The sequence below is a fragment of the Streptomyces sp. NBC_01003 genome (assembly GCF_045162695.1).
In the GTDB taxonomy this organism is placed as follows: Bacteria; Actinomycetota; Actinomycetes; order Streptomycetales; family Streptomycetaceae; genus Streptomyces.
In genome coordinates, this window is the sequence record NZ_CP108707.1 from 6,847,211 (window position 1) to 6,871,994 (window position 24,784).

General features: G+C 69.6%; 24 protein-coding genes. 10 read left to right on the forward strand and 14 right to left on the reverse strand.

Annotated elements, in window-relative coordinates:
- The first annotated feature begins 35 nt into the window (after window positions 1-35).
- Complete coding sequence (locus OG698_RS31160) at window positions 36-530, forward strand: DUF3145 domain-containing protein (protein WP_356272725.1); 495 nt, start codon at window positions 36-38, stop codon at window positions 528-530.
- A gap of 112 nt (window positions 531-642) precedes the next feature.
- Here OG698_RS31160 and OG698_RS31165 read toward each other — a convergent pair whose 3' ends face one another.
- The 5 genes from OG698_RS31165 to OG698_RS31185 all read right to left on the reverse strand — a co-directional run bounded on the left by OG698_RS31165 (window position 643) and on the right by OG698_RS31185 (window position 5,609).
- Window positions 643-1,914, reverse strand: a complete 1,272-nt coding sequence (locus OG698_RS31165) for a beta-ketoacyl-[acyl-carrier-protein] synthase family protein (protein ID WP_399979817.1) — start codon at window positions 1,912-1,914, stop codon at window positions 643-645.
- 83 nt (window positions 1,915-1,997) lie between these two features.
- A complete protein-coding gene (locus tag OG698_RS31170; RefSeq protein ID WP_100591921.1) occupies window positions 1,998-2,246 on the reverse strand; it encodes an acyl carrier protein in 249 nt (82 codons plus the stop codon).
- A 71-nt stretch (window positions 2,247-2,317) separates the two neighbouring features.
- The gene (locus OG698_RS31175) at window positions 2,318-3,349 is read right to left on the reverse strand and encodes a ketoacyl-ACP synthase III (protein ID WP_399979814.1); all 1,032 of its coding nucleotides are present in this window, start codon (window positions 3,347-3,349) and stop codon (window positions 2,318-2,320) included.
- A gap of 17 nt (window positions 3,350-3,366) precedes the next feature.
- Entirely contained in the window at window positions 3,367-4,305 is a 939-nt protein-coding gene (locus OG698_RS31180; RefSeq protein WP_100591923.1) for an ACP S-malonyltransferase, read from the reverse strand.
- An 89-nt stretch (window positions 4,306-4,394) separates the two neighbouring features.
- On the reverse strand, window positions 4,395-5,609 hold the full coding sequence (locus OG698_RS31185; RefSeq protein ID WP_406106959.1) for a PucR family transcriptional regulator: 1,215 nt from the start codon (window positions 5,607-5,609) through the stop codon (window positions 4,395-4,397).
- Between the two features lie 95 nt (window positions 5,610-5,704).
- Here OG698_RS31185 and OG698_RS31190 point away from each other — a divergent pair, with 95 nt between their 5' ends.
- Window positions 5,705-6,361, forward strand: coding sequence for a pirin family protein (locus OG698_RS31190; RefSeq protein WP_406111391.1), 657 nt, complete (start codon window positions 5,705-5,707; stop codon window positions 6,359-6,361).
- A 57-nt stretch (window positions 6,362-6,418) separates the two neighbouring features.
- Here OG698_RS31190 and OG698_RS31195 read toward each other — a convergent pair whose 3' ends face one another.
- Window positions 6,419-7,234, reverse strand: a complete 816-nt coding sequence (locus OG698_RS31195; protein ID WP_406106960.1) for a serine hydrolase domain-containing protein — start codon at window positions 7,232-7,234, stop codon at window positions 6,419-6,421.
- Window positions 7,235-7,382: 148 nt separating this feature from the next.
- Between OG698_RS31195 and OG698_RS31200 the strand changes: the two genes are divergently transcribed.
- Complete coding sequence (locus OG698_RS31200; protein ID WP_383091659.1) at window positions 7,383-7,844, forward strand: MerR family transcriptional regulator; 462 nt, start codon at window positions 7,383-7,385, stop codon at window positions 7,842-7,844.
- Window positions 7,845-7,849: 5 nt separating this feature from the next.
- Complete coding sequence (locus OG698_RS31205; protein WP_406106962.1) at window positions 7,850-8,878, forward strand: aldo/keto reductase; 1,029 nt, start codon at window positions 7,850-7,852, stop codon at window positions 8,876-8,878.
- 69 nt (window positions 8,879-8,947) lie between these two features.
- On the opposite strand, the gene OG698_RS31210 is transcribed toward OG698_RS31205, so the two are convergent.
- From OG698_RS31210 to OG698_RS31240, 7 genes are all read right to left on the reverse strand, one after another.
- On the reverse strand, window positions 8,948-10,165 hold the full coding sequence (locus OG698_RS31210; RefSeq protein WP_406106963.1) for an acyltransferase: 1,218 nt from the start codon (window positions 10,163-10,165) through the stop codon (window positions 8,948-8,950).
- Complete coding sequence (locus OG698_RS31215) at window positions 10,162-11,292, reverse strand: alpha/beta hydrolase (protein ID WP_406106965.1); 1,131 nt, start codon at window positions 11,290-11,292, stop codon at window positions 10,162-10,164. The genes OG698_RS31210 and OG698_RS31215 overlap by 4 nt, the downstream gene beginning before the upstream one ends.
- Window positions 11,293-11,477: 185 nt before the next feature.
- Window positions 11,478-12,155: a response regulator transcription factor gene (locus OG698_RS31220; protein WP_326775912.1), complete on the reverse strand. Its 678-nt coding sequence runs from the start codon at window positions 12,153-12,155 to the stop codon at window positions 11,478-11,480.
- A 16-nt stretch (window positions 12,156-12,171) separates the two neighbouring features.
- A complete protein-coding gene (locus OG698_RS31225) occupies window positions 12,172-13,536 on the reverse strand; it encodes a sensor histidine kinase (RefSeq protein ID WP_406106967.1) in 1,365 nt (454 codons plus the stop codon).
- Between the two features lie 209 nt (window positions 13,537-13,745).
- The gene (locus tag OG698_RS31230; RefSeq protein WP_406106968.1) at window positions 13,746-14,600 is read right to left on the reverse strand and encodes a DUF4429 domain-containing protein; all 855 of its coding nucleotides are present in this window, start codon (window positions 14,598-14,600) and stop codon (window positions 13,746-13,748) included.
- 76 nt (window positions 14,601-14,676) lie between these two features.
- The gene (locus OG698_RS31235; RefSeq protein ID WP_406106969.1) at window positions 14,677-15,885 is read right to left on the reverse strand and encodes an alpha/beta hydrolase family protein; all 1,209 of its coding nucleotides are present in this window, start codon (window positions 15,883-15,885) and stop codon (window positions 14,677-14,679) included.
- A 160-nt stretch (window positions 15,886-16,045) separates the two neighbouring features.
- Window positions 16,046-16,690, reverse strand: coding sequence for a TetR family transcriptional regulator (locus OG698_RS31240; RefSeq protein WP_406106970.1), 645 nt, complete (start codon window positions 16,688-16,690; stop codon window positions 16,046-16,048).
- 115 nt (window positions 16,691-16,805) lie between these two features.
- Between OG698_RS31240 and OG698_RS31245 the strand changes: the two genes are divergently transcribed.
- Both OG698_RS31245 and OG698_RS31250 read left to right on the forward strand, forming a co-directional pair.
- A complete protein-coding gene (locus tag OG698_RS31245) occupies window positions 16,806-18,416 on the forward strand; it encodes a DHA2 family efflux MFS transporter permease subunit (protein ID WP_406106972.1) in 1,611 nt (536 codons plus the stop codon).
- A 233-nt stretch (window positions 18,417-18,649) separates the two neighbouring features.
- Complete coding sequence (locus OG698_RS31250; protein ID WP_100592554.1) at window positions 18,650-19,021, forward strand: peptidase inhibitor family I36 protein; 372 nt, start codon at window positions 18,650-18,652, stop codon at window positions 19,019-19,021.
- A 79-nt stretch (window positions 19,022-19,100) separates the two neighbouring features.
- Here OG698_RS31250 and aceE read toward each other — a convergent pair whose 3' ends face one another.
- Window positions 19,101-21,848, reverse strand: a complete 2,748-nt coding sequence (gene aceE, locus OG698_RS31255) for a pyruvate dehydrogenase (acetyl-transferring), homodimeric type (protein ID WP_399980561.1) — start codon at window positions 21,846-21,848, stop codon at window positions 19,101-19,103.
- A gap of 437 nt (window positions 21,849-22,285) precedes the next feature.
- On the opposite strand from aceE, the gene OG698_RS31260 reads away from it, so the two are divergent.
- The 4 genes from OG698_RS31260 (at window position 22,286) to OG698_RS31275 (ending at window position 24,783) form a co-directional block, all read left to right on the forward strand.
- Entirely contained in the window at window positions 22,286-22,723 is a 438-nt protein-coding gene (locus tag OG698_RS31260; RefSeq protein ID WP_100591937.1) for a DUF3052 domain-containing protein, read from the forward strand.
- A gap of 171 nt (window positions 22,724-22,894) precedes the next feature.
- On the forward strand, window positions 22,895-23,353 hold the full coding sequence (locus OG698_RS31265) for a peroxiredoxin (RefSeq protein WP_100591938.1): 459 nt from the start codon (window positions 22,895-22,897) through the stop codon (window positions 23,351-23,353).
- Between the two features lie 180 nt (window positions 23,354-23,533).
- Complete coding sequence (locus tag OG698_RS31270; protein ID WP_100591939.1) at window positions 23,534-24,109, forward strand: TerD family protein; 576 nt, start codon at window positions 23,534-23,536, stop codon at window positions 24,107-24,109.
- Window positions 24,110-24,207: 98 nt separating this feature from the next.
- The gene (locus tag OG698_RS31275; protein WP_100591940.1) at window positions 24,208-24,783 is read left to right on the forward strand and encodes a TerD family protein; all 576 of its coding nucleotides are present in this window, start codon (window positions 24,208-24,210) and stop codon (window positions 24,781-24,783) included.
- The last annotated feature ends 1 nt before the right edge of the window (window position 24,784 follow it).

Consider the following 24,784-nt stretch of genomic DNA (forward strand, 5'->3'; position numbering starts at 1 on the left):
GGGAAGGCGAACCTCGTCCCACACTGGAGGTCCCGGTGACGACACGTGGAGTCCTGTACGTGCACTCCGCACCGCGCGCGCTGTGCCCGCACGTCGAATGGGCAGTCGCGGGCGTGCTCGGCGCGCGTATCAACCTCGACTGGATCCGGCAGCCGGCGGCGCCGGGCACCTGGAGATCCGAGTTCTCCTGGCGCGGTGAGGCGGGCACCGCCTCCAAACTGGCGTCCGCGCTGCGCGGCTGGCAGCTCCTCCGCTTCGAGGTGACCGCGGAACCCTGCGCGACGGCCGAGGGCGAGCGCTACAGCGCCACGCCCGAACTGGGCATCTTCCACGCCGTCACCGGAATCCACGGCGACATCCTCATCCCCGAGGACCGGCTGCGCGCCGCGCTCACCCGTTCCAAGGGCGGCGAGACGGACCTGGAAGCCGAACTCGCCAAGCTCCTCGGCAAGCCCTGGGACGACGAACTGGAACCCTTCCGCTACGCGGGCGAGGGCGCCCCGGTGCGGTGGCTGCACCAGGTGGTGTGAGGCGCTCCGCAGGCTTTCTGCAGGCGTTCTGAACGGTAGTGCTGCGCAGTAGCCGAAGGGGCCCCCACCATCACGGTGGGGGCCCCTTCGGCTACGTACGAGTACGCGGGGGTCAGACCGAGCGGAACGCCAGCACGACGTTGTGTCCGCCGAAGCCGAACGAGTCGTTCAGCGCGGCGATGCGGCCCTCGACGGGCAGCTTGCGGGCCTCACCGCGGACGATGTCGGCGGCAGCCTCCGCCTCCGGGTCGAGGTTCTCGACGTTGATCGTCGGCGGAGCCACCCGGTGGTACAGGGCGAGCACCGACGCGACCGACTCGATACCGCCGGCGCCGCCGAGGAGGTGGCCCGTCATCGACTTGGTGGCGGAGACCGCCATGTGGTCGGTGTCGTCGCCGAAGACCTTGCGCAGCGCCTTGAGCTCGGCCACGTCACCGGCCGGCGTCGAGGTCGCGTGCGCGTTCACGTGCACGATCTCGGCCGGGTCCAGGTCGGTGTTGTCGAGCAGGTTCCGCAGGGCCTGCGAGATGCCGCGGCCGCCCGGCTCCGGCTGGACGATGTCGTGGCTGTCGGCGGAGATGCCCTGGCCGACCGCCTCCGCGTAGACGCGGGCACCGCGCTTGGCGGCGTGCTCGGCGGACTCGAGGATCAGGACACCGGCGCCCTCACCGAGGACGAAGCCGTCCCGGCCGACGTCGTAGGGACGCGAGGCGCCCTGCGGGTCGTCGTTGTTCTTGGACATCGCCATCATGTTGCCGAAGGCGGCGATGGGCAGCGGGTGGATGGCCGCCTCGGTGCCACCGGCGACCACGACGTCCGCACGGCCCGTGCGGATCATCTCGATCGCGTAGCCGATGGCCTCGGCGCCGGACGCGCAGGCGGAGACCGGGGTGTGCACACCCGCGCGGGCGTTCACGGCCAGGCCCACGTTGGCCGAGGGGCCGTTCGGCATGAGCATCGGGACGGTGTGCGGGGAGACGCGGCGTACGCCCTTCTCCTTCAGCACGTCGTACTGGTCGAGGAGCGTCGTCACGCCGCCGATGCCGGAGGCGATGACCGCGCCGAGCCGGTCGGGGGCGACGGCGGGGTCCTCACCGGCCTTGTCGGTGTAACCGGCGTCGGCCCAGGCCTCCTTGGCCGCGATCAGCGCGAACTGCGCCGAGCGGTCCAGGCGGCGGGCCTGCGGGCGCGGGATGACCTCGCTCGGTTCCACGGCGATCTGCGCCGCGATACGGACCGCCTGGTCGGCGGCCCACTCCTGTTCGAGGGGACGGACACCGGAACGACCGGCGACCAGACCCTCCCAGGTGGACGTCGCGTCGCCACCCAGCGGTGTGGTTGCGCCGATACCGGTGACGACCACGGTGCGATTGGTCGGGCTCACAGGAATTCTTTCTCCAACGGATGCGAGGGATTCAGCGGCGCCACCGCCGGGTGGCGGAGCGGCAGCACTAGGCGAGCGGTTGATCAGGCCTGGTGCTTGACGATGTAGTCGGTGGCGTCACCGACGGTCTTGAGGTTCTTGACGTCGTCGTCCGGGATCTTGACGTCGAAGCGCTCTTCGGCGGCGACGACGACCTCGACCATGGACAGCGAGTCGACGTCCAGGTCGTCGGTGAAGGACTTGTCCAGCTGGACGTCCTCGACCGGGATGCCGGCGATCTCGTTCACGATCTCCGCGAGACCGGCGACGATCTCTTCCTGAGTGGCGGCCATGTTGGCGCTCCTTCTTACGTATCCAGAGGGTGTGGCGGCGTTTGTGCCCGGAGTGATCCGGGACGGTCTGCCTAGGGGAGGGTAACGACCGTGGCGGCGTAGACGAGACCCGCCCCGAAGCCGATGACGAGGGCGGTGTCGCCGCTCTTCGCCTTCCCGGTCGCCAGAAGCCGCTCCATCGCGAGCGGAATCGAGGCGGCCGAGGTGTTGCCGGTGGTCTCGATGTCACGGGCGACCGTGACGTGCTCCGGCAGTTTCAGAGTCTTCACCATCGAGTCGATGATCCGCATGTTTGCCTGGTGCGGAATGAAGACGTCCAGGTCGTCCGCGCTGATCCCGGCCGCGTCCAGCGCCTGCTGGGCAACCTTCGCCATCTCGAACACGGCCCAGCGGAACACCGCCTGGCCCTCCTGCGTGATCGCAGGGAACTTGATGTCGCCCTTGCTGTCGAGCGGCAGCTTCGACACATCGCCGACGCGGAACTCGTCCCACGGCACGGTCTGCTTGATCGTCTCGGACTTGTCGCCCTCGGAACCCCAGACGGTGGGACCGATGTGCGGCTCCTGCGAGGGGCCCACGACGACGGCGCCGGCGCCGTCACCGAACAGGAAGGCCGTCGCGCGGTCCTCCAGGTCGGTCAGGTCGCTCAGCCGCTCCACGCCGATCACCAGCACGTACTCGGCGCTGCCCTCGACGATCATGCCCTTGGCGAGGGTCAGGCCGTAGCCGAAGCCCGCGCACCCGGCGGAGATGTCGAACGCGGCAGCCTTGGCGGTGCCGAGCTTGTCCGCGATCTCGGTCGCGATGGCCGGGGTCTGCTTGAAGTGCGACACGGTCGACACGACCACGGCGCCGATCCGCTCCGCGCTGATCCCCGCGTCCGCGATGGCCTTGCCGGAAGCCTCGATCGACATCGCGGCCACGGTCTCCGCGTCGGAGGCCCAGTGGCGCGTCGCGATGCCCGAACGGGAGCGGATCCACTCGTCGGACGAGTCGATCTTCTCGAGGATCACCTCGTTCGGCACGACCCGCGTCGGCCGGTAACCGCCGACGCCCATGATGCGCGCGTACGGGGCGCCCTGACTGGGCTTGATCTTCGACATGCTCTCGGGGCTCCTTGTCAGGCCGTCTGCGTGTCCGCCGCGGCGGAGGTGTGCTCGGCGATCAGGGCGCGGGCTGCGTCGAGGTCGTCGGGGGTCTTGAGGGCGAGGGTCTGCACGCCCGGCAGGGCGCGCTTGGCGAGACCGGTGAGGGTGCCGCCCGGGCACACCTCGACGAGCGCGGTCACGCCGAGCTCCTTGAAGGTCTCCATGCACAGGTCCCAGCGCACCGGGTTGGCCACCTGGCCGACCAGACGCGAGACGACCTCGGCACCGGTGGCGACCGTCCGGCCGTCCTTGTTCGACACGTACGCGACCGTGGGGTCGGCCGGGGTGAGGGCCTGGGCGGCCTCTTCCAGCGTCGCCACCGCGGGAGCCATGTGGCGGGTGTGGAACGCGCCGGCCACCGTCAGCGGCACGACCCGGCGTACGCCCTCGGGCTTGTCGGCCTCGAGCGCGGCGAGCTCCTCGAGGGTGCCCGCGGCCACGATCTGGCCCGCGCCGTTCACATTCGCCGGGGTCAGGCCCAGCTTCTCCAGGTGCGCGGTGGTGACCTCCGGGTCGCCGCCGAGCAGGGCGGACATACCGGTCTTGGTCACGGCGGCCGCCTCGGCCATGGCCAGGCCGCGCTTGCGCACGAGCTGGAGGGCGGCGGTGTCGTCGAGAACCCCGGCGAAGGCCGCCGCGGTGATCTCGCCGACGCTGTGGCCCGCGACGGCGTCAGGAGCGATGTCGCCAAGTGCCGCGGCCGACAGGAGTCCGGCCGCGACGAGCAGAGGCTGAGCGACGGCCGTGTCACGGATCGCGTCCGCGTCGGCCTGCGTGCCGTAGTGGGCAAGGTCGAGCCCGATGGCGTCCGACCACGCGGCGACGCGGTCTGCGGCACCGGGGAGGTCTAGCCAGGGAGTCAGGAAGCCGGGCGTCTGAGCGCCTTGGCCGGGAGCGACGAGTACGAGCACTCTCACACTCTCTCTTGTGGACGGCCACGGCCGCCCGTGGGGACAGGGACGAAGAACCGAAGGGGGAATTGTAGGCCCCCGACAAAAGGCTATGACTGAGGATCCGCGTCGGCCAGGCGCCCCAGGATCAGCGCGATCCGCAGCGTGAACGCCGACCTGACGTCCGAGGGTGACCAGCCGGTGACGTCTGTCACACGTCGGAGCCGGTAGCGGACGGTGTTCGGATGGACGAAGAGCATCCGGGCCGCCCCTTCGAGACTGCTCGCCTGTTCCAGATAGACGCTGAGCGTCTCCAGGAGAGCCGAACCGGCCTCCTCGAGTGGTCTGTAGATCTCCTCCACCAACTGCTCGCGCGCGGCAGGGTCGCTCGCGATCGCCCGCTCCGGAAGGAGATCATCCGCCAGAACGGGGCGCGGAGCGTCCTGCCACGCCCCGCACGCCTTGAGTCCGGCGGCCGCGGCCTGCGCCGACCTGGTCGCGGCGAGCAGGTCGGGAACCACGGGGCCGGCCACCACGGGACCCGCCGCGTAGGGGCCGATCAGCGACTTCGCGACCTGGAGCGGATTGTTGTTGCCGCCGGCGATGACGACGAGGCGGTCGCCGAGTACCCCGGTCAGGACCTGGAGCTTGGCGTGCCGGGCGGCCCGGCGGATCGCCTCGACGGTCAGCTCGCTGTCCCCGTCGGGGGCGGTGCCGAGCACCACGCACACGTGCTCCGGCGAGTTCCACCCGAGCGCCGCGGCCCTGCTGACGGCACCCTCGTCGGCCTCGCCCGAGAGAACCGCGTTGACCACCAGGGACTCGAGCCGGGCGTCCCACGCACCGCGCGCCTCGGCCGCCTGCGCGTAGACCTGGGCGGTCGCGAAGGCGATCTCCCGTGCGTAGACGAGCAGTGCCTCACGCAGGATCGACTCGTCGCCCGGCGCCGCGACCTCGTCGATCGCGGACTCCATGACCTCGATGGTCGTGCGGACCATCTCCACGGTCTGGCGCAGCGTGATGGCTCGGGTCAGCTCGCGAGGCGCGGTGCCGAAGACGTCGGTCGAGATCGCCTGGGGGGTGTCCGGGTGCCGGAACCACTCGGTGAAGGCCGCGATACCTGCCTGCGCGACCAGCCCGATCCAGGAGCGGTTCTCCGGTGGCATCGCCCGGTACCACGGCAGCGTCTCGTCCATGCGCGTAATGGCCTGCGCGGCGAGGCTCCCGGACGACTTCTCCAGGCGCTTCAGGGTCGCGGAGTGCGGGTGGGGGTTCGCATGGCGGTCGCGATGGTCCGGGGCTTCGTTCGCTGAGGGTTCGGGCACGGGGACAAGACTGCCTTATCGGGACGGCTCAGCGGAGTGGAGGGTGCAAGGTGGCCGCGTGGACGTCCCCGTCCGGGTCTACCGTGTACGGCGTGATGGAAGTACGTCGCTCCGGCGACCGGTACCCCGGCGGCGAGCCGGACGCCGGAATCGAGTCGTTCCACGCCTTCTCCTTCGGGCCCCACTACGACCCCGACAACCTGCGCTTCGGATCGATCCTGGCCTGCAACGAGGAACGCCTCGCGCCGGGCGCGGGCTTCGACGAGCATCCGCACAGCCACACCGAGATCGTCACCTGGGTCGTCTCGGGCCGGCTCACCCACCGCGATTCGACGGGGCACGAGTCCGTGGTTGTCCCGGGCGATGTGCAGCGCCTCAGCGCGGGCGGCGGAGTGCGTCATGTCGAGCGCAATGACGGCCCCGACCCGCTCGTCTTCGTTCAGATGTGGCTCGCTCCTGTGGAACCGGGCGGCGACCCGGTCTACGAGGTCGTGCACGGCATCGCCGACTCCACGCCCTACGACGTGCCCGAAGCCGGCTCCCTCCTGCATGTGCGCCGCCTCGGACCAGGGGAGCGCGCCGCCGTCCCGGACGCGGCCCAGGTGTACGTTCATGTCGTCCGCGGTGAAGTGTTGCTCGGCGGTGAGGAGTTGGGGGCGGGCGACTCGGCCAGGATCGCCGAGGAATCCGGCCTCGAAGCCGTGGCGTCAGGACCGGCGGAACTGCTGCTGTGGGAGATGGCCGCCCGCTGAGGCCTCCCTTGCGAACGGCCGCGCGCCCCTCACACGTGACCGCTCAAGACCGACCCCTCACACCTCGGCGAGCACCGCGTCCGTGAAGGGCGGCCACACCTCGGCCGCCCACGGCCCGAAGGCCCGATCGGTCAGCGCCACACACGCGACACCCGCGTCGGGGTCGACCCAGAGGAAAGTGCCCGACTGTCCGAAGTGCCCGAACGTCCGCGGCGACGACGAACTGCCCGTCCAGTGCGGCGACTTGGAGTCCCTGATCTCGAACCCGAGCCCCCAGTCGTTCGGGTTCTGGTACCCGTACCCCGGCAGCACGCCCTTGAGGCCCGGATACTGGACGGTCATCGCCTCGGCGACGGTCCGCGGATCGAGCAGCCGGGGAGCCTGCACCTCGGCGGCGAACCGCGTCAGGTCGTCCACGGTCGACACCCCGTCCTTGGCGGGCGAGCCCTCCAGCGAGGTCGAGGTCATCCCGAGCGGCTCGCATACCGCCTGGTGCAGATACTCCGCGAACGGGATCTCCGTCGCCTTCGCGATGTGGTCGCCGAGCACCTCGAACCCCGCATTCGAGTACAGCCGCCGGGTACCGGGCGCCGACGTCGCCCGGTGCTCGTCGAAGGCGAGCCCGGAGGTGTGCGCGAGGAGGTGGCGCACCGTGGAACCCTCGGGGCCGGCCGGGTCGTCGAACTCGATCGCGCCCTCTTCGTAGGCGACGAGGGCGGCGTAGGCGGCGAGCGGCTTGGTGACCGAGGCCAGCGGGAAGCGGTGGGCCGTCGGACCGTGCGCCCCGAGGACCGTGCCGTCCGCGCGGACGACGGCTGCGGCGGCGGTCGGTACCGGCCAGTTCTCGATCATCGCAAGGCTCTGCATGGCCACGAGCCTAACGGGCCCCGCGAGGACACCTTCCTACGCCCACGAGCTGGGCCGGGCCGTCGCGCGGGCCGAGTCGCATCGACGGACGCCGTCCGGAATTCCTCCCCAATGTGCTTGCTTGGAGTGCACTTCAACGTTCTAGCGTGGGGGCATGACGGTGATGGAGACCACCCCCGCACCCAGCAAGGCCGACGTCTGCGCATCGGCCCCCACCGCTCACCCGCGCCCGGAGGGCCAGGACCACTACACGATCAGCGAGGTCGTGGCCTTCACCGGACTGACCGCCCACACGCTGCGCTGGTACGAGCGGATCGGGCTCATGCCCCACATCGACCGCTCGCACACGGGCCAGCGCCGCTACAGCAACCGGGACCTCGACTGGCTCGCCTTCGTGGGCAAGCTGCGGCTGACCGGGATGCCCGTGGCACACATGGTGCGCTACGCCGAACTCGTGCGGGTCGGTGAGGACACCTTCGAGGAGCGCCGCGAGCTCCTCGAATCGACGCGCAGGGACGTGCTGTCCCGGATCGCCGAACTCCAGGACACCTTGTCCGTACTCGACCTCAAGATTGACTTCTATGCGGGCGCCCGGCGGGCGTCGGAGAGGGCCTGAACCGAATGAGTAGCACGGAGCGGCCGCAGCGGATTTCCACTGTGGAGTTGGGAAACAACGGGCCCTTGGTGGGCGTGCAGGGTCTCGGCTGCATGGGCATGAGCTGGGCCTACGGTCCGACGGACGCCGACGAGGCGCGGGCCACCCTGGAGCGGGGCCTGGAACTCGGTGTCACCTTGTACGACACCGCCGACGCCTATGCCGCCGGCGAGAACGAGAAGTTCCTTGCTCCTTTCCTCAAGGCGCACCGTGACGAGGTGGTGCTGGCCACCAAGTTCGCCCTGGGCGTGGACCCGAGCGACCCCACGAAGCGCGTCATCAACAACGATCCCGAGTACATCCGCGCCTGCATCGACGCCAGCCTTCAGCGTCTCGGCGTCGACACGATCGACCTCTACTACATGCACCGCCGCGATGTGAACGTGCCGATCGAGGAGACCGTCGGCGTGATGGCCGAACTCGTCGCCGCCGGCAAGGTCAAGCACCTCGGCCTCAGCGAGGTCACCAGCGGCGAACTGCGCGCCGCCCAGGCCGTGCACCGGATCGCCGCCCTCCAGTCCGAGTGGTCGCTGTTCAGCCGCGACATCGAGAAGGAGGTCGTGCCGACCGCCGCCGAACTGGGTGTGGCCCTCGTGCCGTACTCGCCGCTCGGGCGCGGCTTCCTCACCGGCTCCTTCGTCAGCGCCGACAAGGAGCTCGGCGCGGACGACTTCCGCCGCCAGCAGCCCCGCTTCACCGGCGACAACGCCGCCGCCAACGCGGCCCTGCTCGCGCCGGTGCGCCAGGTCGCCGAGGCCCATGGCGCCTCCCTCGGCCAGATCGCCCTGGCCTGGGTGCAGCAGCAGTCGGGGGCCTTCGGACTCCCCGTCGTGCCGATCCCCGGCACCCGCAAGCGCAGCCGCATCGAGGAGAACGCCGCGGCCACCCGCATCACCCTCACCGACGCCGAACTCGCCCTGATCGCTCCTATCGCCTCCCAGGTCGCGGGCGACCGCTACGCCGACATGACCTTCACCTCGGCGGGGCGCGAGTAACACCCCGGTGCCACCTGCCCGGTCCGCCGCCGTGGGCATCTCCTGCCCCGGTGGCGGCCGGCCGGCACCTCACGCGAGCCTCAGCGCGAACACCGCGAATCCCGCGGCCAGCAGCCCGGCCAGCGCCCGCCGCGCATGCGTCGCCCGCTTCCAGGGAGCCTCGAAGCCCCGCGTGTACCTGCCGATCAGCACGAGCAGCCCGGCGAAGACCGGAAGCCACGCGATCCTCGCCGCTATCCAGCCCAGCGAGTCCGGAGTCGTCGTCAGCCCGGGTATCGCACCGGCGAAGGAAGCCGGTATCGCCGCTGTCAGCAGCGCCGTCTGGTGCCAGCAAAGGATCGTCATCGCCGAGAGGTTGATGACGACGACCGGCGCCCACAGGGCGGGCCGCCGCAGCAACCGGCCGATCCGGTCCCGCAGGAGCATCGCCGCACCGCTCTGCGCGGCCGCAAGCGCGAGCACCAGCAAAGACGGCGGATGGGAGTTCGTCCGCGCCTCGCCCGGCACTCCCACCATCGACTCCGGGTAGTGGAACGCGAGGAGCAGCGTCGCGAACAGGGCGGCGCCGCCGATCAGCAGCGCCCACGCACCTCGCCTTCCGATCCTCTTCTCGCTCCAGCAGACGCCCAGTTGGTAGGCGAACATCCAGCCGGGGAGCAGGTTGAGCAGGCTCAGCCAGGACGGCATGGCATCCGCGTATGGCCCGTAGCGCAGGAAGTCGATCACCCCTACGGATCCGATCAGCGGTGCCGCCGCCCACGCCCCCAGCTTCCGGGCGGCGCGTACGCAGTACGGCGTGAGCACGGTGATCACCGTGTAGACGCCCACGAACCACAGCGGCTGTATCACCAGCGTCGAGCCCGTGTGCAGGGTCTTCTCCGGCACCCCGAGCGCGTACAGCGCGGGGATCAGCGCGGCGCATACCGCCGTCACCCCGAGGACCGGGCGGCCCAGACGTGCCAGCCGGCCGCGCAGCCAGGCGCTCGTCGACCCGCCCGCCTCCAGTGTCCGCCGGTACGACAGAGCGGATGCGTAGCCCCCTACCAGGAAGAAGATGCCGAGCATCTGCAGCCCCCAGCTGATCGGGGCGAGGACTCCGAAGGAGGACAGCGGGCTCGTGTTGTGCAGCGCGCCCTGGCCGTCGAGGGAGAAACCGCCAAGGAGCCAGTGGCCCATGGGTACGGCGAGCAGCGCGAGTGCGCGCAGTCCGTCTATCGCCCGGTCCCGGTGGGCCGGTGTCTTCGCGTCGATGGCGGACGCGGTCCTGCGCAGAGTCGCGATACTCATGACGTCGCTCCAGTCGCGATACGGGTGAAAGCGCGCAGCGAGTCCGTGCCGGGCGCGAAGTAGCCGGTGTGGCCCTCGGCGTCGTGGGCCGGGATGCGGCGGGCGCCGAAGGAGGGGTCGGTCGGGTCGGTGCCGTGGCCCAGGCCGAACAACTCGACGTTCGGCATGCGGCCGATCCAGTCGCTGTCGTCCCGCGCGGCCCAGACCCGGGCCTTGGTGCGCAGTTCGGCCACCTTGTCCGCGCGCAGGCCCGGGGAGCCGAGCACCACGAGGTCGGACGCGGGCAGTCGGGCGGCGGAGAGTCCGCACACCACCGATCCGTAGCTGTGGCAGAAGACGGAGGGACGCGGCACGCCCGACGCCGTCAGGCCCTGGACGAAGCGGGTCAGCCTCGGCGCGCCCGCCTCGGCGAGCCGGCCGGTGGCGGCGTCCGGCCCCAGGCCGACAGGCGTCGTGTATCCCACCCACGCCACGACCGCCGTGCGGCCGCCCGACGCCTCGTACAGAGAGCGGGCCATCCCCGCAGGGGTGCCGTACGGATCCTTGGCCCGGTCGAACGAGCTCAGGTCGATGTCCGAGCCGGGCACGACGACGGACACATGCTCGGCGCTCGCCAAGTCTCCGAATACCTCGGCCACCTGGCCGCGGCCTCGCGGGTCGAAGGCGAGTATCTGCCGCCCGGGCTTCAGGAGTTCGGTGTATCGGGTGACGAGGAAGCGAGCCTGCGCGTGGTCCTGGGACGTGAGCGAAGGGTCCTCCGCACGTGCCCCGGCCCGGTCACGCTCGCCTTTCAACGCAACGGTGTTGGCCTCGTAGCGAAGATCCGCAGGAACGCCGTCCAGATTGCCGACCACGGTCGGATGCCGCGCGACCAGATCCTGCCGCTCGGTGTCGTCCAACCCGCCGAAGAACGACGCCACCTGGGCCGGCCTCGCGGTCGCCGGATCGGGCAGCCCGACGCCGAGGGCATGATCCGCACGCCAGGATGCCGCGCCGGGCGGCGGACCCGTGAGGGGGCTCTGCTCGCTGCCGACGGCCCAGCCCGTCGTGCCCGCCACGACAGTCGTCGTGAGCGCGGCGGCGACCAGTGTCCTACGGCCGCGTTGCTTCCATGAGCGCAGGCGCATCGCCCGTCTCCCCTCCGTCCGGTGGCGTGACGAGGGGAAGGTAGGAAGACGACGCCCGGCTCCACGTCACACCGGGGAGCCAACTCTCGGGTGATACCCGGGTATTCGGAGGTGCTACTCAGGTAGGGGGTGCGCCGGGAAGACCCGCGCCGACCTGGGCGCGGCGCGTGATACCGAGCCTGGGTCTACTGGTCGCCGGGCGTGACGAGGCCGGTCTCGTAGGCGAAAATCACGGCCTGCGCCCGGTCCCGCAGCCCCAACTTCGCGAGCACACGGCCGATATGGGTCTTCACGGTCTGCTCCGCGAGGACCAGCTTCTGCGCGATCTCCTGGTTGGACAGGCCCCGGGCGATGAGTTCGAGGACCTCTGTCTCGCGTGGCGTCAGACAGTTCAACTCCGGCGAGCGGTCCCTGCGACCGGACGGGCGCTGCCTCGCGATGTCCTCGATGAGCCGGCGCGTGACCGTCGGGGCGAGCAGCGCCTCTCCGGCGGCCACCACACGCACCGCCGCGATGAGGTCGGCCGGCGGTGCGTCCTTGAGGAGAAAACCCGAAGCGCCCGCGCGCAGCGCCTCGTACACATAGTCATCCACGTCGAATGTGGTCAGCATCAGGACCTTGGGACGGTGGATCACGCCCGGCGGAGGGTCGAGGAGCGCGCGGGTCGCCGCGATCCCGTCCATCTCGGGCATCCGCACGTCCATGAGGACGACATCCGGATGGGTGGTCCGGCTGACCTCGACACCCTGCTTGCCGTCCGGAGCCTCGCCCACGACGTCGATGTCGCTCTGCGCGGCCAGCAGAGCGGCGAACCCCGCTCGCACCATGGCCTGGTCGTCGACGATGATCACGCGGATGGTCATGCGGTGCCGAATTCCTTTACGACGAGGGGGAGTCGGGTTCGGCCAGCGGGAGTCGGGCCGCGACGCGGAAGCCTCCCCCGGGCAGTGGGCCCACGTCGAGTGTGCCGCCGACCAACCGTACGCGCTCATGCATCCCGATGAGACCGTGTCCTGTGCCGGTCGTCTCCACGGGTGAAGCGTGCTCGCCCGCCGGGCCGTTGACCACGATCACCAGCAGGGCGTCCTCGTCCTTGGAGACGGAGATCTGAGTCCGGGCACCGGGAGCGTGCCGCACGACATTGGCCAGGGCCTCCTGCACGATGCGGTACGCGGAGAGGTCCACCGCGGGCGGCACATCGGTCAGCTCCCCGACGAGCGCCAGCTCGGGCATCGACAACTCCGCCGGGACACCGCCCCGTACCGTGGCCTCCACCAGTTGCTGAAGTCGGCCGAGACCCGGCTGAGGCGCGCGCTCGCCGCCCGGGGCGTCCTCACTGCGAAGCACCGCGAGAAGACGCCGCATCTCACCGAGCGACTCCCTGGCGCCCGCCGCTATGGAACCGAACTCCTCGCACGCCTCGGGGGTCAGGCCCTGAAGCCGGTACGGCGCGGAGTCCGCCTGCACTGTGATGACCGACATGTGATGAGCCACGACGTCGTGCAACTCCCGCGCGATACGCGCCCGTTCCTCAAGGAGGGTGCGCTGGGAGCGCTCGGCCTCGTTGATCGTCTCCTGCTCGACGAGTCTGCGCTGTGCTTCCCCGCGCTCGCGCAGCAGTGTCCCGAACAGCAGTACCCCACCGCTCAGCACGATCATCAGCACGCTCGTGGCCTGGCTGTCCGAGGGGCGGAACATGTCGAGGACGAGTCCGGACACCACCGTGACCAGCCAGACCCCCAGGACCGTGCGTCTGCCCTCCCGCAGGGACAGGACGAAGCACAGGGCCAGATATCCCACGATGACCATGGGGGTCCAGGGCGCGGCGTGCTGGGAGGCCGATCCCTGGATGACAATCGCCCCGACGATGTCCGCGACGATCACGATGCCCCACGCGAGCAGCGGCCGGCTGACGGCGAGCAGCAGAGGAGCGGCCTGTGCGACCCCCAGGGCGCCGGCGAGACCGCCGGGGACCCCGTAGTCGTTCGACAGGACCTGGGTGGTGACCGGGATCAGCGTGGCGACGAAGCCCAGCGCGAGCACATAGGGGACCAGCCGCAGCCAGCGGCTCGACGAGCGGCTGAGCAGAGGCTCGGCCGGTCCGGCGGGAACGGCGAGCGAGGCCCCGGCCGCCCGCAGCCCGCCGAGGACGGCGGCGAGCACGCGGCGCGGGCCGCCCGGCGGTGCGGCCTTGCCGTCCGGCGGGCGGGGCTCCTGGTCAGGTGCAGTCGATGTGGGGCTCATGGCCTGCTCAGCGTAGGCAACAACCACCCGCGGTGCCGTCATACCGAGGAGCTCACCGGACCCCGTACCCAGGTATGACATGAGGGGCCGACCGACGGACGCCGAACCTCGACGAAGTCACGTGCGCCAAGGGCTGCACCCGGAGCCGGAGCCGCACCCCAATGCCGGGGTCGCTCGCCCCCATGCCGGGCTCGCACCCCGGGGCCGCCCTACAACTCAGCCAGCAGCTCGGCCTTCTTCGTGGAGAACTCGGCGTCCGTGACGAGGCCCGCCTCGTGCAGCTCGCCCAGGTGACGGATGCGGTCGGCGATGTCCGCGGGGTCACGCCGGGCAGGGGAGACGCCGGACGCGGGCACGGCCGAGCCGGCCCTTACGGCCGCGAGGACGGACGCGGCGAAGGGCAGTGACTCGTGCACGGGCCCGTACCCGAGACCGAAGATCACAGCGGCCGGGTCCTGGTCGGCCTGAGCGGGCTGCTCGGACGTGTCGCGGCGCAACAGCCGCAGGTGGCCCTCGAAGACCTCGGGCGAACGCCAATCGACGCCGCTCAGATCCGAGACGGGAAAGCTCTTGTCGCCGGCCTTCCACTTCGCGGACGACGCCCCGGTCCAGAACCATCGGAACGCCACGGACTTACCGTCGAAAGAGGCCTTGCCGTCGTAGGCCTTGAAGTGCAGTGGCGCCTCGGGCGCCGCCACCAGGTAGCGGCCAGCCGGTGCGCCGTCGTCCAGGGCCAGCACGTCGCGCAGTTCGTCCGCGTAGTACTCGGCGAGTGTCTCGCGCTCGGCGGGCAGGACGAGCCGGTAGGGGTCGCACCCCTCCTTGAGCTGTCCCGCGGCCGCGTCCATCAGCGGATCGGCGCCCGGTCTCGGCACGGCGCGCAGGATGACGGTCCCGCGCTTGCCGTGAGTGAGCGTCACCGCCGCGATCGCCTCATAGGGGATGCGGCGCTCACCGAGTGCTTGGAGCAGCTTCGGCGTGCGGATTCCCCGTTCGAAGCGGATGAGCACGGAGTCGGACCCGAACTCCCAGGCGGCATGAAATCCGGCCAGTACGTCACCCATGCGGCTCATCGTATGCGGCACGCGCGCCTCCGTCCCCTGTTGCGTCGTGCCCCTGTTTCACCGATTTCTACGCGCGTCAGGCCGATGTTGTGCCGGAAGATCCGTCACGACAGGTGTCATGCCCGCTCGCACACCGCAGGGTGCGGTACGAACCGATGCCGATGTCGGCGAAGTTGCTGAGGCTCTCCGTCCCCGGCTCGAAATAGCCGGTGTGCCCGCGCGCGCCCGCTGCCGACAGGACCCGGGCGCCGAATCCACGGGAGACGGGGTCGGCGCCGTGACCGATCCCGCCGACCTCCAGGTACGGCACGTCCTGGATCCAGTCGTCGCTGTCCCGCATCGCCCACACACGCGCGTGGGTGCCCAGTTTCGCGGCCTTCTCGGCGCGCATTCCGGGGCTGCCGGCCACCGCTATGTCGCTCACCCGGGAGGGCAGCTTGTGGGCGGCGACACCGCACACCACGGAGCCGTAACTGTGGCAGTACAGGGCCACCGGAGTGCGGCCCGGCAGTGCGCGTACCAGGGCGTTGAGCCGGGTGGCGCCCTCCTTCGCGCGCATCGCGGTGGCCGCGTCGACGCCGAGGCCCGCGGGCGTCGTGTAGTCGGCCCAGGCGATCACGGCGGTGCGTGTGCCGGGTCCGGCGGCGCGCTCCGCGCGGTACAGGGAGTGGGCCATGCCGACCGGCGCCGAGTACTTGCGGACGGTCCGCTGGAACGTGAGGAGGTTGGTGTCGACGCCGGGGACCACGACCGAGACGCGCTGGGCCTTGTCGAGGTCCCCGAAGACCTCGGCGACGCGGCCGGTGCCCAGGGGATCGAAGGCGAGGATCTTGCGGTCGGGGCGCATCAGCGACGCGTACCGGTTCATGCGCTGGCCGGCGTCGTGCTGTCCCGCAGCGGAGAGCCGGTTGTCGTGCGTGCTCTTCCGCGCCACCTTGCGTGCCTGGTCGAGGGCGATGCGGTTGGCGCGGTAGCGCAGCTCCACCGGCGCGCCGTTCATGTTGCCGACGGCGAGCGGGTAGTGGGTGGCGAGCCTGGTGCGCTGTTGGCTCGTGAGTGAGGCGAAGAACTGCGCGAGGCGGGCGGGCGAGCCGTCCGGGTCCGGCAGGGCGCGCCCGTTGAGGTGGCCGTGCTCCCACGCCGTGATGGCGGCGGTGACCGGTGAGGTGACGCCCTTGTGGCGCACGGCGGTCCAGCCGGTGGTCGCCAGCATGACGAACACGACGGCCAGTGCGAGCAGAGCGCGCCAGACGCTGAGTTGCGGGGACGAGTCGAAGGAAGTCACTGCGGGACACCCTAGGAGAACCGCGGACCAACCCGCGAAATCGGTGAGGCAGATCACGTTTCCGGCGGGGCAATTAGCGCAAAACGGGCCTAGCTTGGGTGGTGTCGTCACACTCTGTAGGCGCCGATTGCGTTCTTCGTGCGCGGGAGTGCACGGTCGGTCACTCTGTGCGCCACTTCCCCGCCAACACCGGCCCCAGCTGGTCGAGATAGGACTCCGTGACCTCGCGGATCGACTCGACGCTGATGTCCTCGCCGGCGCCCCACAGTCGCCCGGCCATGCGCATCACGCCACTGAACGCGGCCACTGTCACGCGGGGGCGAAGGTCCGACTCCACGTCGAGGCCCTCGCGCTCGGCGATCACGCGCGAGATCTCCTCCTCCAGCTCTGTGGAACGGCGCAGGTGGACGGCGATCAGGGAGGGGGTTGATTCGATCATCTGGTAGGTGCGCATGTGGAGTTCGACCGGAACGACCTCCTCGATGGGCTCGCCGAGGGTGTCCCAGGCGTCGAGCACGGCACCACGCAGGGCCTCGAACGGGCTGTCGGTCGCGGGGCGTTCGCGCAGGAGGGTGATGAAGCGGGACTCCACCATGTCCTGGACCGCGAACGCGGTCTCCTCCTTGCTGGTGAAGTACCGGAAGAAGGTGCGCTGCGAGACGTCGACAGCCTCCGCGATTTCGTCAACCGTCGTGTGGTCGTACCCCTTTGTGGTGAAGAGTTCCAGCGCGGAGCGCAGCAGGGCCTCGCGGGTGCGCTGCTTCTTGCGTTCCCGCAGCCCTGAACGCGCTTCCTGCGTCTTCACTCGTGCCCCTCTTTACGCCTGTTTGCCCAGCTCAGCTTACCTGTGAGCAACGTGACAGTTACCGACTTGTGAATTGGTTTGTCAACTGTCAGTCGCTGTCATTAGCCTCGAACGCATGACTAGTCAGACCACCGTCGACAAGGCGGACAAGGCTCCGGAGCCCGTGTCCGTTCCGGCCCCGGCCAAGGGGCTTCGCGGCCACCCCTGGCTGACGCTGTTCTCCGTCGCGATCGGCGTGATGATGGTCGCCCTCGACGGCACCATCGTGGCTATCGCCAACCCGGCCATCCAGAAGGACCTCGGCGCCAGCTTCGCCGACGTCCAGTGGATCACCAACGGCTACTTCCTCGCCCTCGCGGTCACGCTGATCACCGCGGGCAAGCTCGGCGACCGGTTCGGTCACCGGCAGACGTTCCTCATCGGCGTCATCGGGTTCGCCGCGGCCTCGGGGGCCATCGGCCTGTCGGACAGCATCGCCCTGGTGGTCACCTTCCGGGTGTTCCAGGGCCTGTTCGGCGCGCTCCTCATGCCGGCCGCGCTCGGCCTCCTGCGGGCCACCTTCCCCGCCGAGAAGCTGAACATGGCGATCGGCATCTGGGGCATGGTGATCGGCGCGTCGACCGCGGGCGGCCCGATCCTCGGTGGGCTGCTCGTCCAGCACGTCAGCTGGCAGTCCGTCTTCTTCATCAACGTCCCCGTCGGCGTCATCGCCCTAGTTCTCGGGCTCCTGATCCTCAAGGACCACCGCGCAGAGAACGCGCCGCGATCCTTCGACATCCTCGGCATCGTGCTGCTCTCCGCCGCGATGTTCAGCCTGGTCTGGGCGCTCATCAAGGCCCCGGCGTGGGGCTGGGGCGACGGCCTGACCTGGACGTTCCTGGCGGCCTCCGTGCTGTGCTTCGCGCTCTTCGCGATCTGGGAGACGCGCGTCAAGGAGCCGCTGATCCCGCTGGCCCTGTTCCGCTCGGTGCCGCTGTCTGCCGGCGTGGTCCTGATGGTGCTCATGGCCATCGCCTTCATGGGCGGCCTCTTCTTCGTCACCTTCTACTTGCAGAACGTGCACGGCATGAGCCCCGTCGACTCCGGTCTGCACCTCCTGCCGCTGACCGGAATGATGATCGTGGGCTCGCCGCTGGCGGGCGCGATGATCACGAAGGTGGGTCCGCGCATCCCGCTCGCGGGCGGCATGCTGCTCACCGCCGTGGCCATGTACGGCATGTCCACGCTGGAGTCGGGCACGGGCAGCGGCTCCATGTCGCTGTGGTTCGCCCTCCTCGGCCTGGGCCTCGCTCCCGTCATGGTGGGCGCCACCGAGGTCATCGTGGGCAACGCCCCGATGGAGCTCTCCGGCGTCGCGGGCGGCCTCCAGCAGGCCGCCATGCAGATCGGAGGAAGCCTCGGCACCGCCGTGCTCGGCGCCGTGATGGCCTCGAAGGTGGACAACGACCTCGCGGGCAACTGGACCGACGCCAAGCTTCCGCCGCTCACGCCCGCCCAGCTGGACCAGGCGTCCGAGGCGGTCCAGGTCGGTGTGGGCCCCGTCCCGAAGGGCACCCCGCCCGAGCTTGCCGAGAAGATCACCTCGGTCGCGCACGACACCTTCATCTCCGGCATGAGCCTGGCCTGCCTGGTCGCCGCGGGCGTCGCCGTCGTGGCGATCTTCGTCGCGCTCCTGACCAAGCGGGGAACGAACGCTGAGGCGGGCGCGGGGGCCGCACACATCTAGCGCCTCAGGGGATGCGCTCATCGGGCCCCCTCGGGGGAAACCCGTAGACCACCCCCGAAGCACCCCCGCACCCACCCCGAAATGCCCTCAGGGAAATCCTGGGGGCATTTCGCTTATCCGAGTGATCTGATCCGCCAGCTCTTCCCGTCTGATCGCCCACCGGTCCAGAGTGCAGACAAGTGACCAGCACGACACGGGGGTTGAACGATATGGGTACGAGGATGCGCGCCGCGATGGGTACGACGCTGCCGATGACGGCCGCGGCCGCTCTGGCGGCCGTCCTGCTGACACCGGTCCATGCCGGGGCCGCCGCCCCGCCGACATCGGGGGACTGCGCGGCGGGGGAGCTGTGCCTGTGGGAGAAGCCGGCGTTCAAGGGGCACCGGCAGACGTACGAGCTGTCCGGGATCGACATCGAGAGCTGCGTCGCGCTGCCGGAGGGGGGCAGCGCACAGGCTCTCGCCAATCGCACCGGACGGCCGGTCACGGCCTACCAGTCCGCCGAGTGCGCCGAGACGGGGGAGTTTCAGACCTATCCCGGCAGCGGCACATGGGCGCCCCAATCCCCTTACCGGGTACGGGCGTTCAAGGTCTGGGAGCGCTGAGATGAAAGAAGGCGAGGTGCGGTGCGGCCCCCGTGGCCGCACCGCACCTCGAACCTCTACGACAGGCGGGACCAGGCCCCTACGCGTCGCCGCCCGCCGGGCCGGGGTCGGCCGCCGAGACGTCGAGGAGCTGGTAGCGGTCGATCGCCTGCTTCAGGACCGAGCGGTCGATCTTGCCCTCGCGGGCCAGCTCCGTGAGCACGCCCACCACGATCGACTGGGCGTCGATGTGGAAGAAACGACGGGCCGCGCCGCGCGTGTCCGCGAAGCCGAAGCCGTCCGCGCCGAGCGACTGGTATGTGCCCGGCACCCAGCGGGAGATCTGGTCGGGCACGGACCGCATCCAGTCGGAGACCGCGACGAACGGACCCTCCGAGCCGGACAGCTTCCGCGTGACATAGGGGACGCGCTGCTCCTCGTCGGGGTGCAGCAGGTTGTGCCGCTCCACCTCGACGGCCTCGCGGCGCAGTTCGTTCCAGGAGGTCGCCGACCAGACGTCCGCCCTGACGTTCCACTCCGCGGCGAGGATCTGCTGTGCCTCCAGAGCCCACGGCACCGCGACACCCGAGGCGAGGATCTGCGCCGGGGTGGTGCCCGAAGTGCCCGGGCTGAAGCGGTGGATGCCCTTGAGGATGCCCTCCACGTCGACATCGGCGGGCTCGGCCGGGTGCTGCAGCGGCTCGTTGTAGACAGTGAGGTAGTAGAAGATGTCCTCGCCGTGCGGGTGCTCGGCGGTGGCGCCGTACATGCGTCGCAGACCGTCCTGCACGATGTGCGCGATCTCGAAGCCGAAGGCCGGGTCGTAGGCGACGCAGGCCGGGTTGGTCGAGGCGAGCAGCTGCGAGTGGCCGTCGGCGTGCTGCAGACCCTCACCAGTCAGGGTCGTCCGGCCGGCGGTCGCCCCCAGCACGAAACCGCGCGCCAGCTGGTCGGCCATCTGCCAGAACTGGTCGCCGGTGCGCTGGAAACCGAACATCGAGTAGAAGACGTAGACCGGGATCAGCGGCTCGCCGTGCGTCGCGTACGCCGATCCCGCGGCGATCAGCGAGGCCGTGCAGCCCGCCTCGGAGATGCCGTCGTGCAGCATCTGGCCCGTCGGCGACTCCTTGTACGCGAGCAGCAGATCGCGGTCCACGGACTCGTACTGCTGGCCGAGCGGGTTGTAGATCTTCGCGCTCGGGAAGAACGAGTCCATGCCGAACGTGCGGTACTCGTCCGGCGCGATCAGGACGAAGCGCCGACCGATCTCCTTGTCCCGCATGAGGTCCTTGAGCAGTCGGACGAAGGCCATGGTGGTGGCGATCGACTGCTGGCCGGAGCCCTTCTTCACGCTCGCGTACGTCTTGTCGTCGGGGAGCGGAAGCGGCTTGGACCGCACGACGCGGGTCGGCACATAGCCGCCGAGCGCGTGCCGGCGGTCGTGCATGTACTGGATCTCCTCCGAGTCGTGGCCCGGGTGGTAATACGGCGGGGCGCCGTCCTCGAGCTGCTTGTCGGTGATCGGCAGGTGCAGACGGTCGCGGAAGCCCTTGAGGTCGTCGACCGTCAGCTTCTTCATCTGGTGGGTCGCGTTGCGGCCCTCGAAGTTGGGGCCGAGGGTCCAGCCCTTGACCGTCTGCGCCAGGATGACCGTCGGCTGGCCCTTGTGCTCCTTGGCCGCCTGGAAGGCCGCGAAGATCTTCTTGTGGTCGTGCCCGCCGCGCCCCAGGTGCAGGATCTGGTCGTCGGTCATGTTCTCGACCATCGCGCGCAGCCGGTGGTCGCCACCGAAGAAGTGGTCGCGAATGTACGAGCCGGGCTCGGTGGCATACGTCTGGAACTGGCCGTCGGGCGTGGTGTTCAGCTTGTTCACCAGGACGCCGTCGCGGTCCTGCGCGAGCAGCGGGTCCCAACTGCGGTCCCAGACCAGCTTGATGACGTTCCAGCCGGCGCCGCGGAACTGCGACTCGAGCTCCTGGATGATCTTGCCGTTGCCGCGGACCGGGCCGTCGAGGCGCTGCAGGTTGCAGTTCACCACGAAGGTCAGGTTGTCGAGGCCCTCGCGGGCCGCGATCGACAGCTGGCCGAGCGACTCCGGCTCGTCCATCTCGCCGTCGCCGAGGAACGCCCAGACGTGCGACGCGGAGGTGTCGGCGATGTCGCGGGCCTGCATGTAGCGGTTCATCCGCGCCTGGAAGATCGCGCCCAGCGGGCCGAGGCCCATGGAGACGGTGGGGAACTCCCAGAAGTCCGGCATCAGTCGGGGGTGCGGGTACGACGACAGGCCGTACGGAGCCTTCGACTTCTCCTGGCGGAACGAGTCGAGCTGGCCCTCGGTGAGGCGGTCCAGGAGATAAGCGCGGGCGTAGATGCCCGGCGACGCATGGCCCTGGAAGAAGATCTGATCGCCGCCCGTGCCGTCGTCCTTGCCGCGGAAGAAGTGGTTGAAGCCCACGTCGTAGAGCGAGGCGGAGGAGGCGAAGGTGGCGATGTGGCCGCCGACCCCGATGCCGGGGCGCTGGGCGCGGGAGACCATCACCGCGGCGTTCCAGCGGGTCGCGTTGAGGATTTTGCGCTCGATCTCCTCGTTGCCGGGGAAGAAGGGCTCGTCCTTGGTCGCGATCGTGTTGATGTAGTCCGTGCTGCGCATCTCGGGCACGGCCACGCGCTTCTCGCGGGCGCGCTCGATCAGCCGGAGCATCAGGAAGCGGGCCCGCTCGCGCCCGCGCTCGTCGACGGCGGCGTCGAGGGAGTCGAGCCATTCCTGGGTCTCTTCGGGATCGAAGTCCGGGACCTGGCTGGGGAGGCCGCCAATGATGATCGGATTGCGATCGGATCCGGAAACCACGCTGTTCCTTCACTGTCGGTCGAGATGTGCAATTGGGGTGCAATGGGGCTGCGCCGCTCCCCATCGTGTACCTCGGGAACGCAATCGTCATCTCTACCGCGAGGTAATCGGAGTGATTCCCCGGGGTTCCCCGGACGGGTGCGGCCAAATCAGAACGATACGCTCATGTGGTTCACCAGTTTCGTGAGGCCGTTCGGCCGAGGTGGACGACGGTCATCCACAGGGTGGGCAAATCCGGCAGATCGGTGTGGCATACATCACCGGCCTGCGGGGATCCTTGACGGAAGATGCGGTGACACCGCCTGGAACGTCACCGTTTCGGCGGTCTCGGGGGCCGGGTACTTGCGCGATCCGCCCCGCCCGTGTGGACTACGGCCAACGCTTCGCGCACGCGCGAAGCCGCAGACAACTTCGTAAACATGATCAGGAGGCAATCCGTGAGCGCGACCGCGGACCACGCGGAGGAGCGGACCAACCCTGCCGCGAGGCTGGGTTTCCAGCCCGAGCAGGTGGTCCAGGAGATCGGCTTCGACGACGACGTCGACCAGGAGCTCCGCGAGTCCATTGAGGAAGTCATCGGCAGCGAGCTCGTCGACGAGGACTACGACGACGTCGCTGACGCGGTGGTGCTGTGGTTCCGCGAGGACGACGGCGATCTGACGGACGCGTTGGTAGACGCCAGCCAGCTGGTCGACGACGGTGCCCCTGTCTGGCTGCTGACCCCGAAGACCGGCCGCGACGGCTATGTCGAGCCGAGCGACATCAACGAAGCCGCGCAGACCGCGGGTCTCTCGCAGACCAAGAGCATCAACGCGGGCAAGGACTGGGCGGGCAGCCGCCTCGTCACGCCGAAGGCGGCCGCCAAGAAGCGCTAGCCGACGAAAGACCCCAGCAGACACTCCGTGCGGCCCCCGCCGACGCCATGACGCGTCGACGGGGGCCGCACGCTTTGCCCGGGCCACGCGCGAGGCCCCCACGCGGGGAGACCGCCTTCGGCGCCTAGGCTGGGCCTCACCCGAACGGCTCCACGGAAGGAAAGCTTGACCATGACGATCGAGGTCGGCACGAAGGCTCCGGATTTCGAGCTCAAGACGCAGCACGGCGAGACCGTGCGGCTCTCGGACTTCCGGGGTGAGAAGAACGTGGTGCTGCTCTTCTACCCGTTCGCCTTCACCGGCGTCTGCACCGGCGAGCTGTGCGCCCTGCGCGACGAGCTGCCGAAGTTCGTCAACGACGACGTCCAGCTGCTCGCCGTGTCCAACGACTCGCCGTTCAGCCTGCGCGTCTTCGCCGAGCAGGAGGGCCTGGAGTACCCGCTCCTGTCGGACTTCTGGCCGCACGGCGAGGCCTCGCGCGCGTACGGCGTCTTCGACGAGGAGAAGGGCTGCGCGGTGCGCGGCACCTTCATCATCGACAAGGAGGGCGTGGTCCGCTGGACCGTCGTCAACGGCCTGCCGGACGCCCGCGACCTCAACGAATACGTCAAGGCGATCGACACCCTCTGACCCCTCAGGGGTCACAAGGGCGTGCTCCGCGCATCTCTCGGGGATGTCCCGGGGATGACACCCTGGGATTCTTCGGGTGCGGAGCCTGTGGCTGCCGGGAACCGGTCACTAGGATCCAGACGTTGATCCGATACCAATGCACGACGGGGCTCCCCGCCCCCGACACCAATGGGAGGACTCGTGGGAGTCAGCCTCAGCAAGGGCGGCAACGTATCGCTGACCAAGGAGGCTCCTGGCCTGACCGCGGTCATCATCGGCCTCGGGTGGGACGTTCGTACCACCACGGGCACGGACTTCGACCTTGACGCCAGCGCCATCCTGACGAACACGGAGGGCAAGGTCAGCAGTGACGCCAACTTCGTGTTCTTCAACAACCTGAAGAGCCCGGACGGCTCGGTCGAGCACACCGGCGACAACACCACGGGTGAAGGCGAGGGTGACGACGAGCAGCTCAAGGTCAACCTCGCCGGCGTCCCGGCCGATGTGGACAAGATCGTGTTCCCGGTCTCGATCTACGACGCCGAGAACCGCCAGCAGTCGTTCGGCCAGGTGCGCAACGCGTTCATCCGCGTCGTGAACCAGGCGGGCGGCGCGGAAATCGCCCGGTACGACCTCTCCGAGGACGCCTCGACGGAGACCGCCATGGTCTTCGGCGAGCTGTACAGGAACGGCGCGGAGTGGAAGTTCCGCGCCATCGGCCAGGGCTACGCCTCGGGTCTGCGCGGCATCGCGCAGGACTTCGGCGTCAATGTCTGAGCCGAGCACGACCGTATGACCGTCCGGCGTCGCACGTGAGTGCGGCGCCGGACGCGCTAGACAACTCAAGCGACATCACACCGGGGAGGATCACGATCATGGGTGTCACGCTCGCCAAGGGGGGCAATGTCTCCCTCTCCAAGGCCGCACCGAACCTCACACAGGTGCTGATCGGACTCGGCTGGGACGCGCGTTCCACCACCGGAGCCGACTTCGACCTCGACGCCAGCGCGCTGCTGTGCAAGGACGGCCGGGTGCTCGGCGACGAGTGGTTCATCTTCTACAACCAGCTCACCAGCCCGGACGGCTCCGTCGAGCACACCGGCGACAACCTCACCGGTGAGGGCGAGGGTGACGACGAGTCGATCCTGATCGACCTGTCCAAGGTGCCGGCGTTCTGCGACAAGATCGTCTTCCCGGTCTCGATCCATGACGCGGACAACCGAGGGCAGACGTTCGGCCAGGTCAGCAACGCGTTCATCCGCGTGGTCAATCAGGCCGACGGCCAGGAACTCGCCCGCTACGACCTGAGCGAGGACGCGTCCACGGAGACCGCGATGATCTTCGGCGAGGTGTACCGGTACGGCGGCGAATGGAAGTTCCGCGCCGTTGGGCAGGGGTACGCGTCGGGCCTTCGCGGCATCGCTCTAGACTTCGGGGTCAATGTTTCGTAAA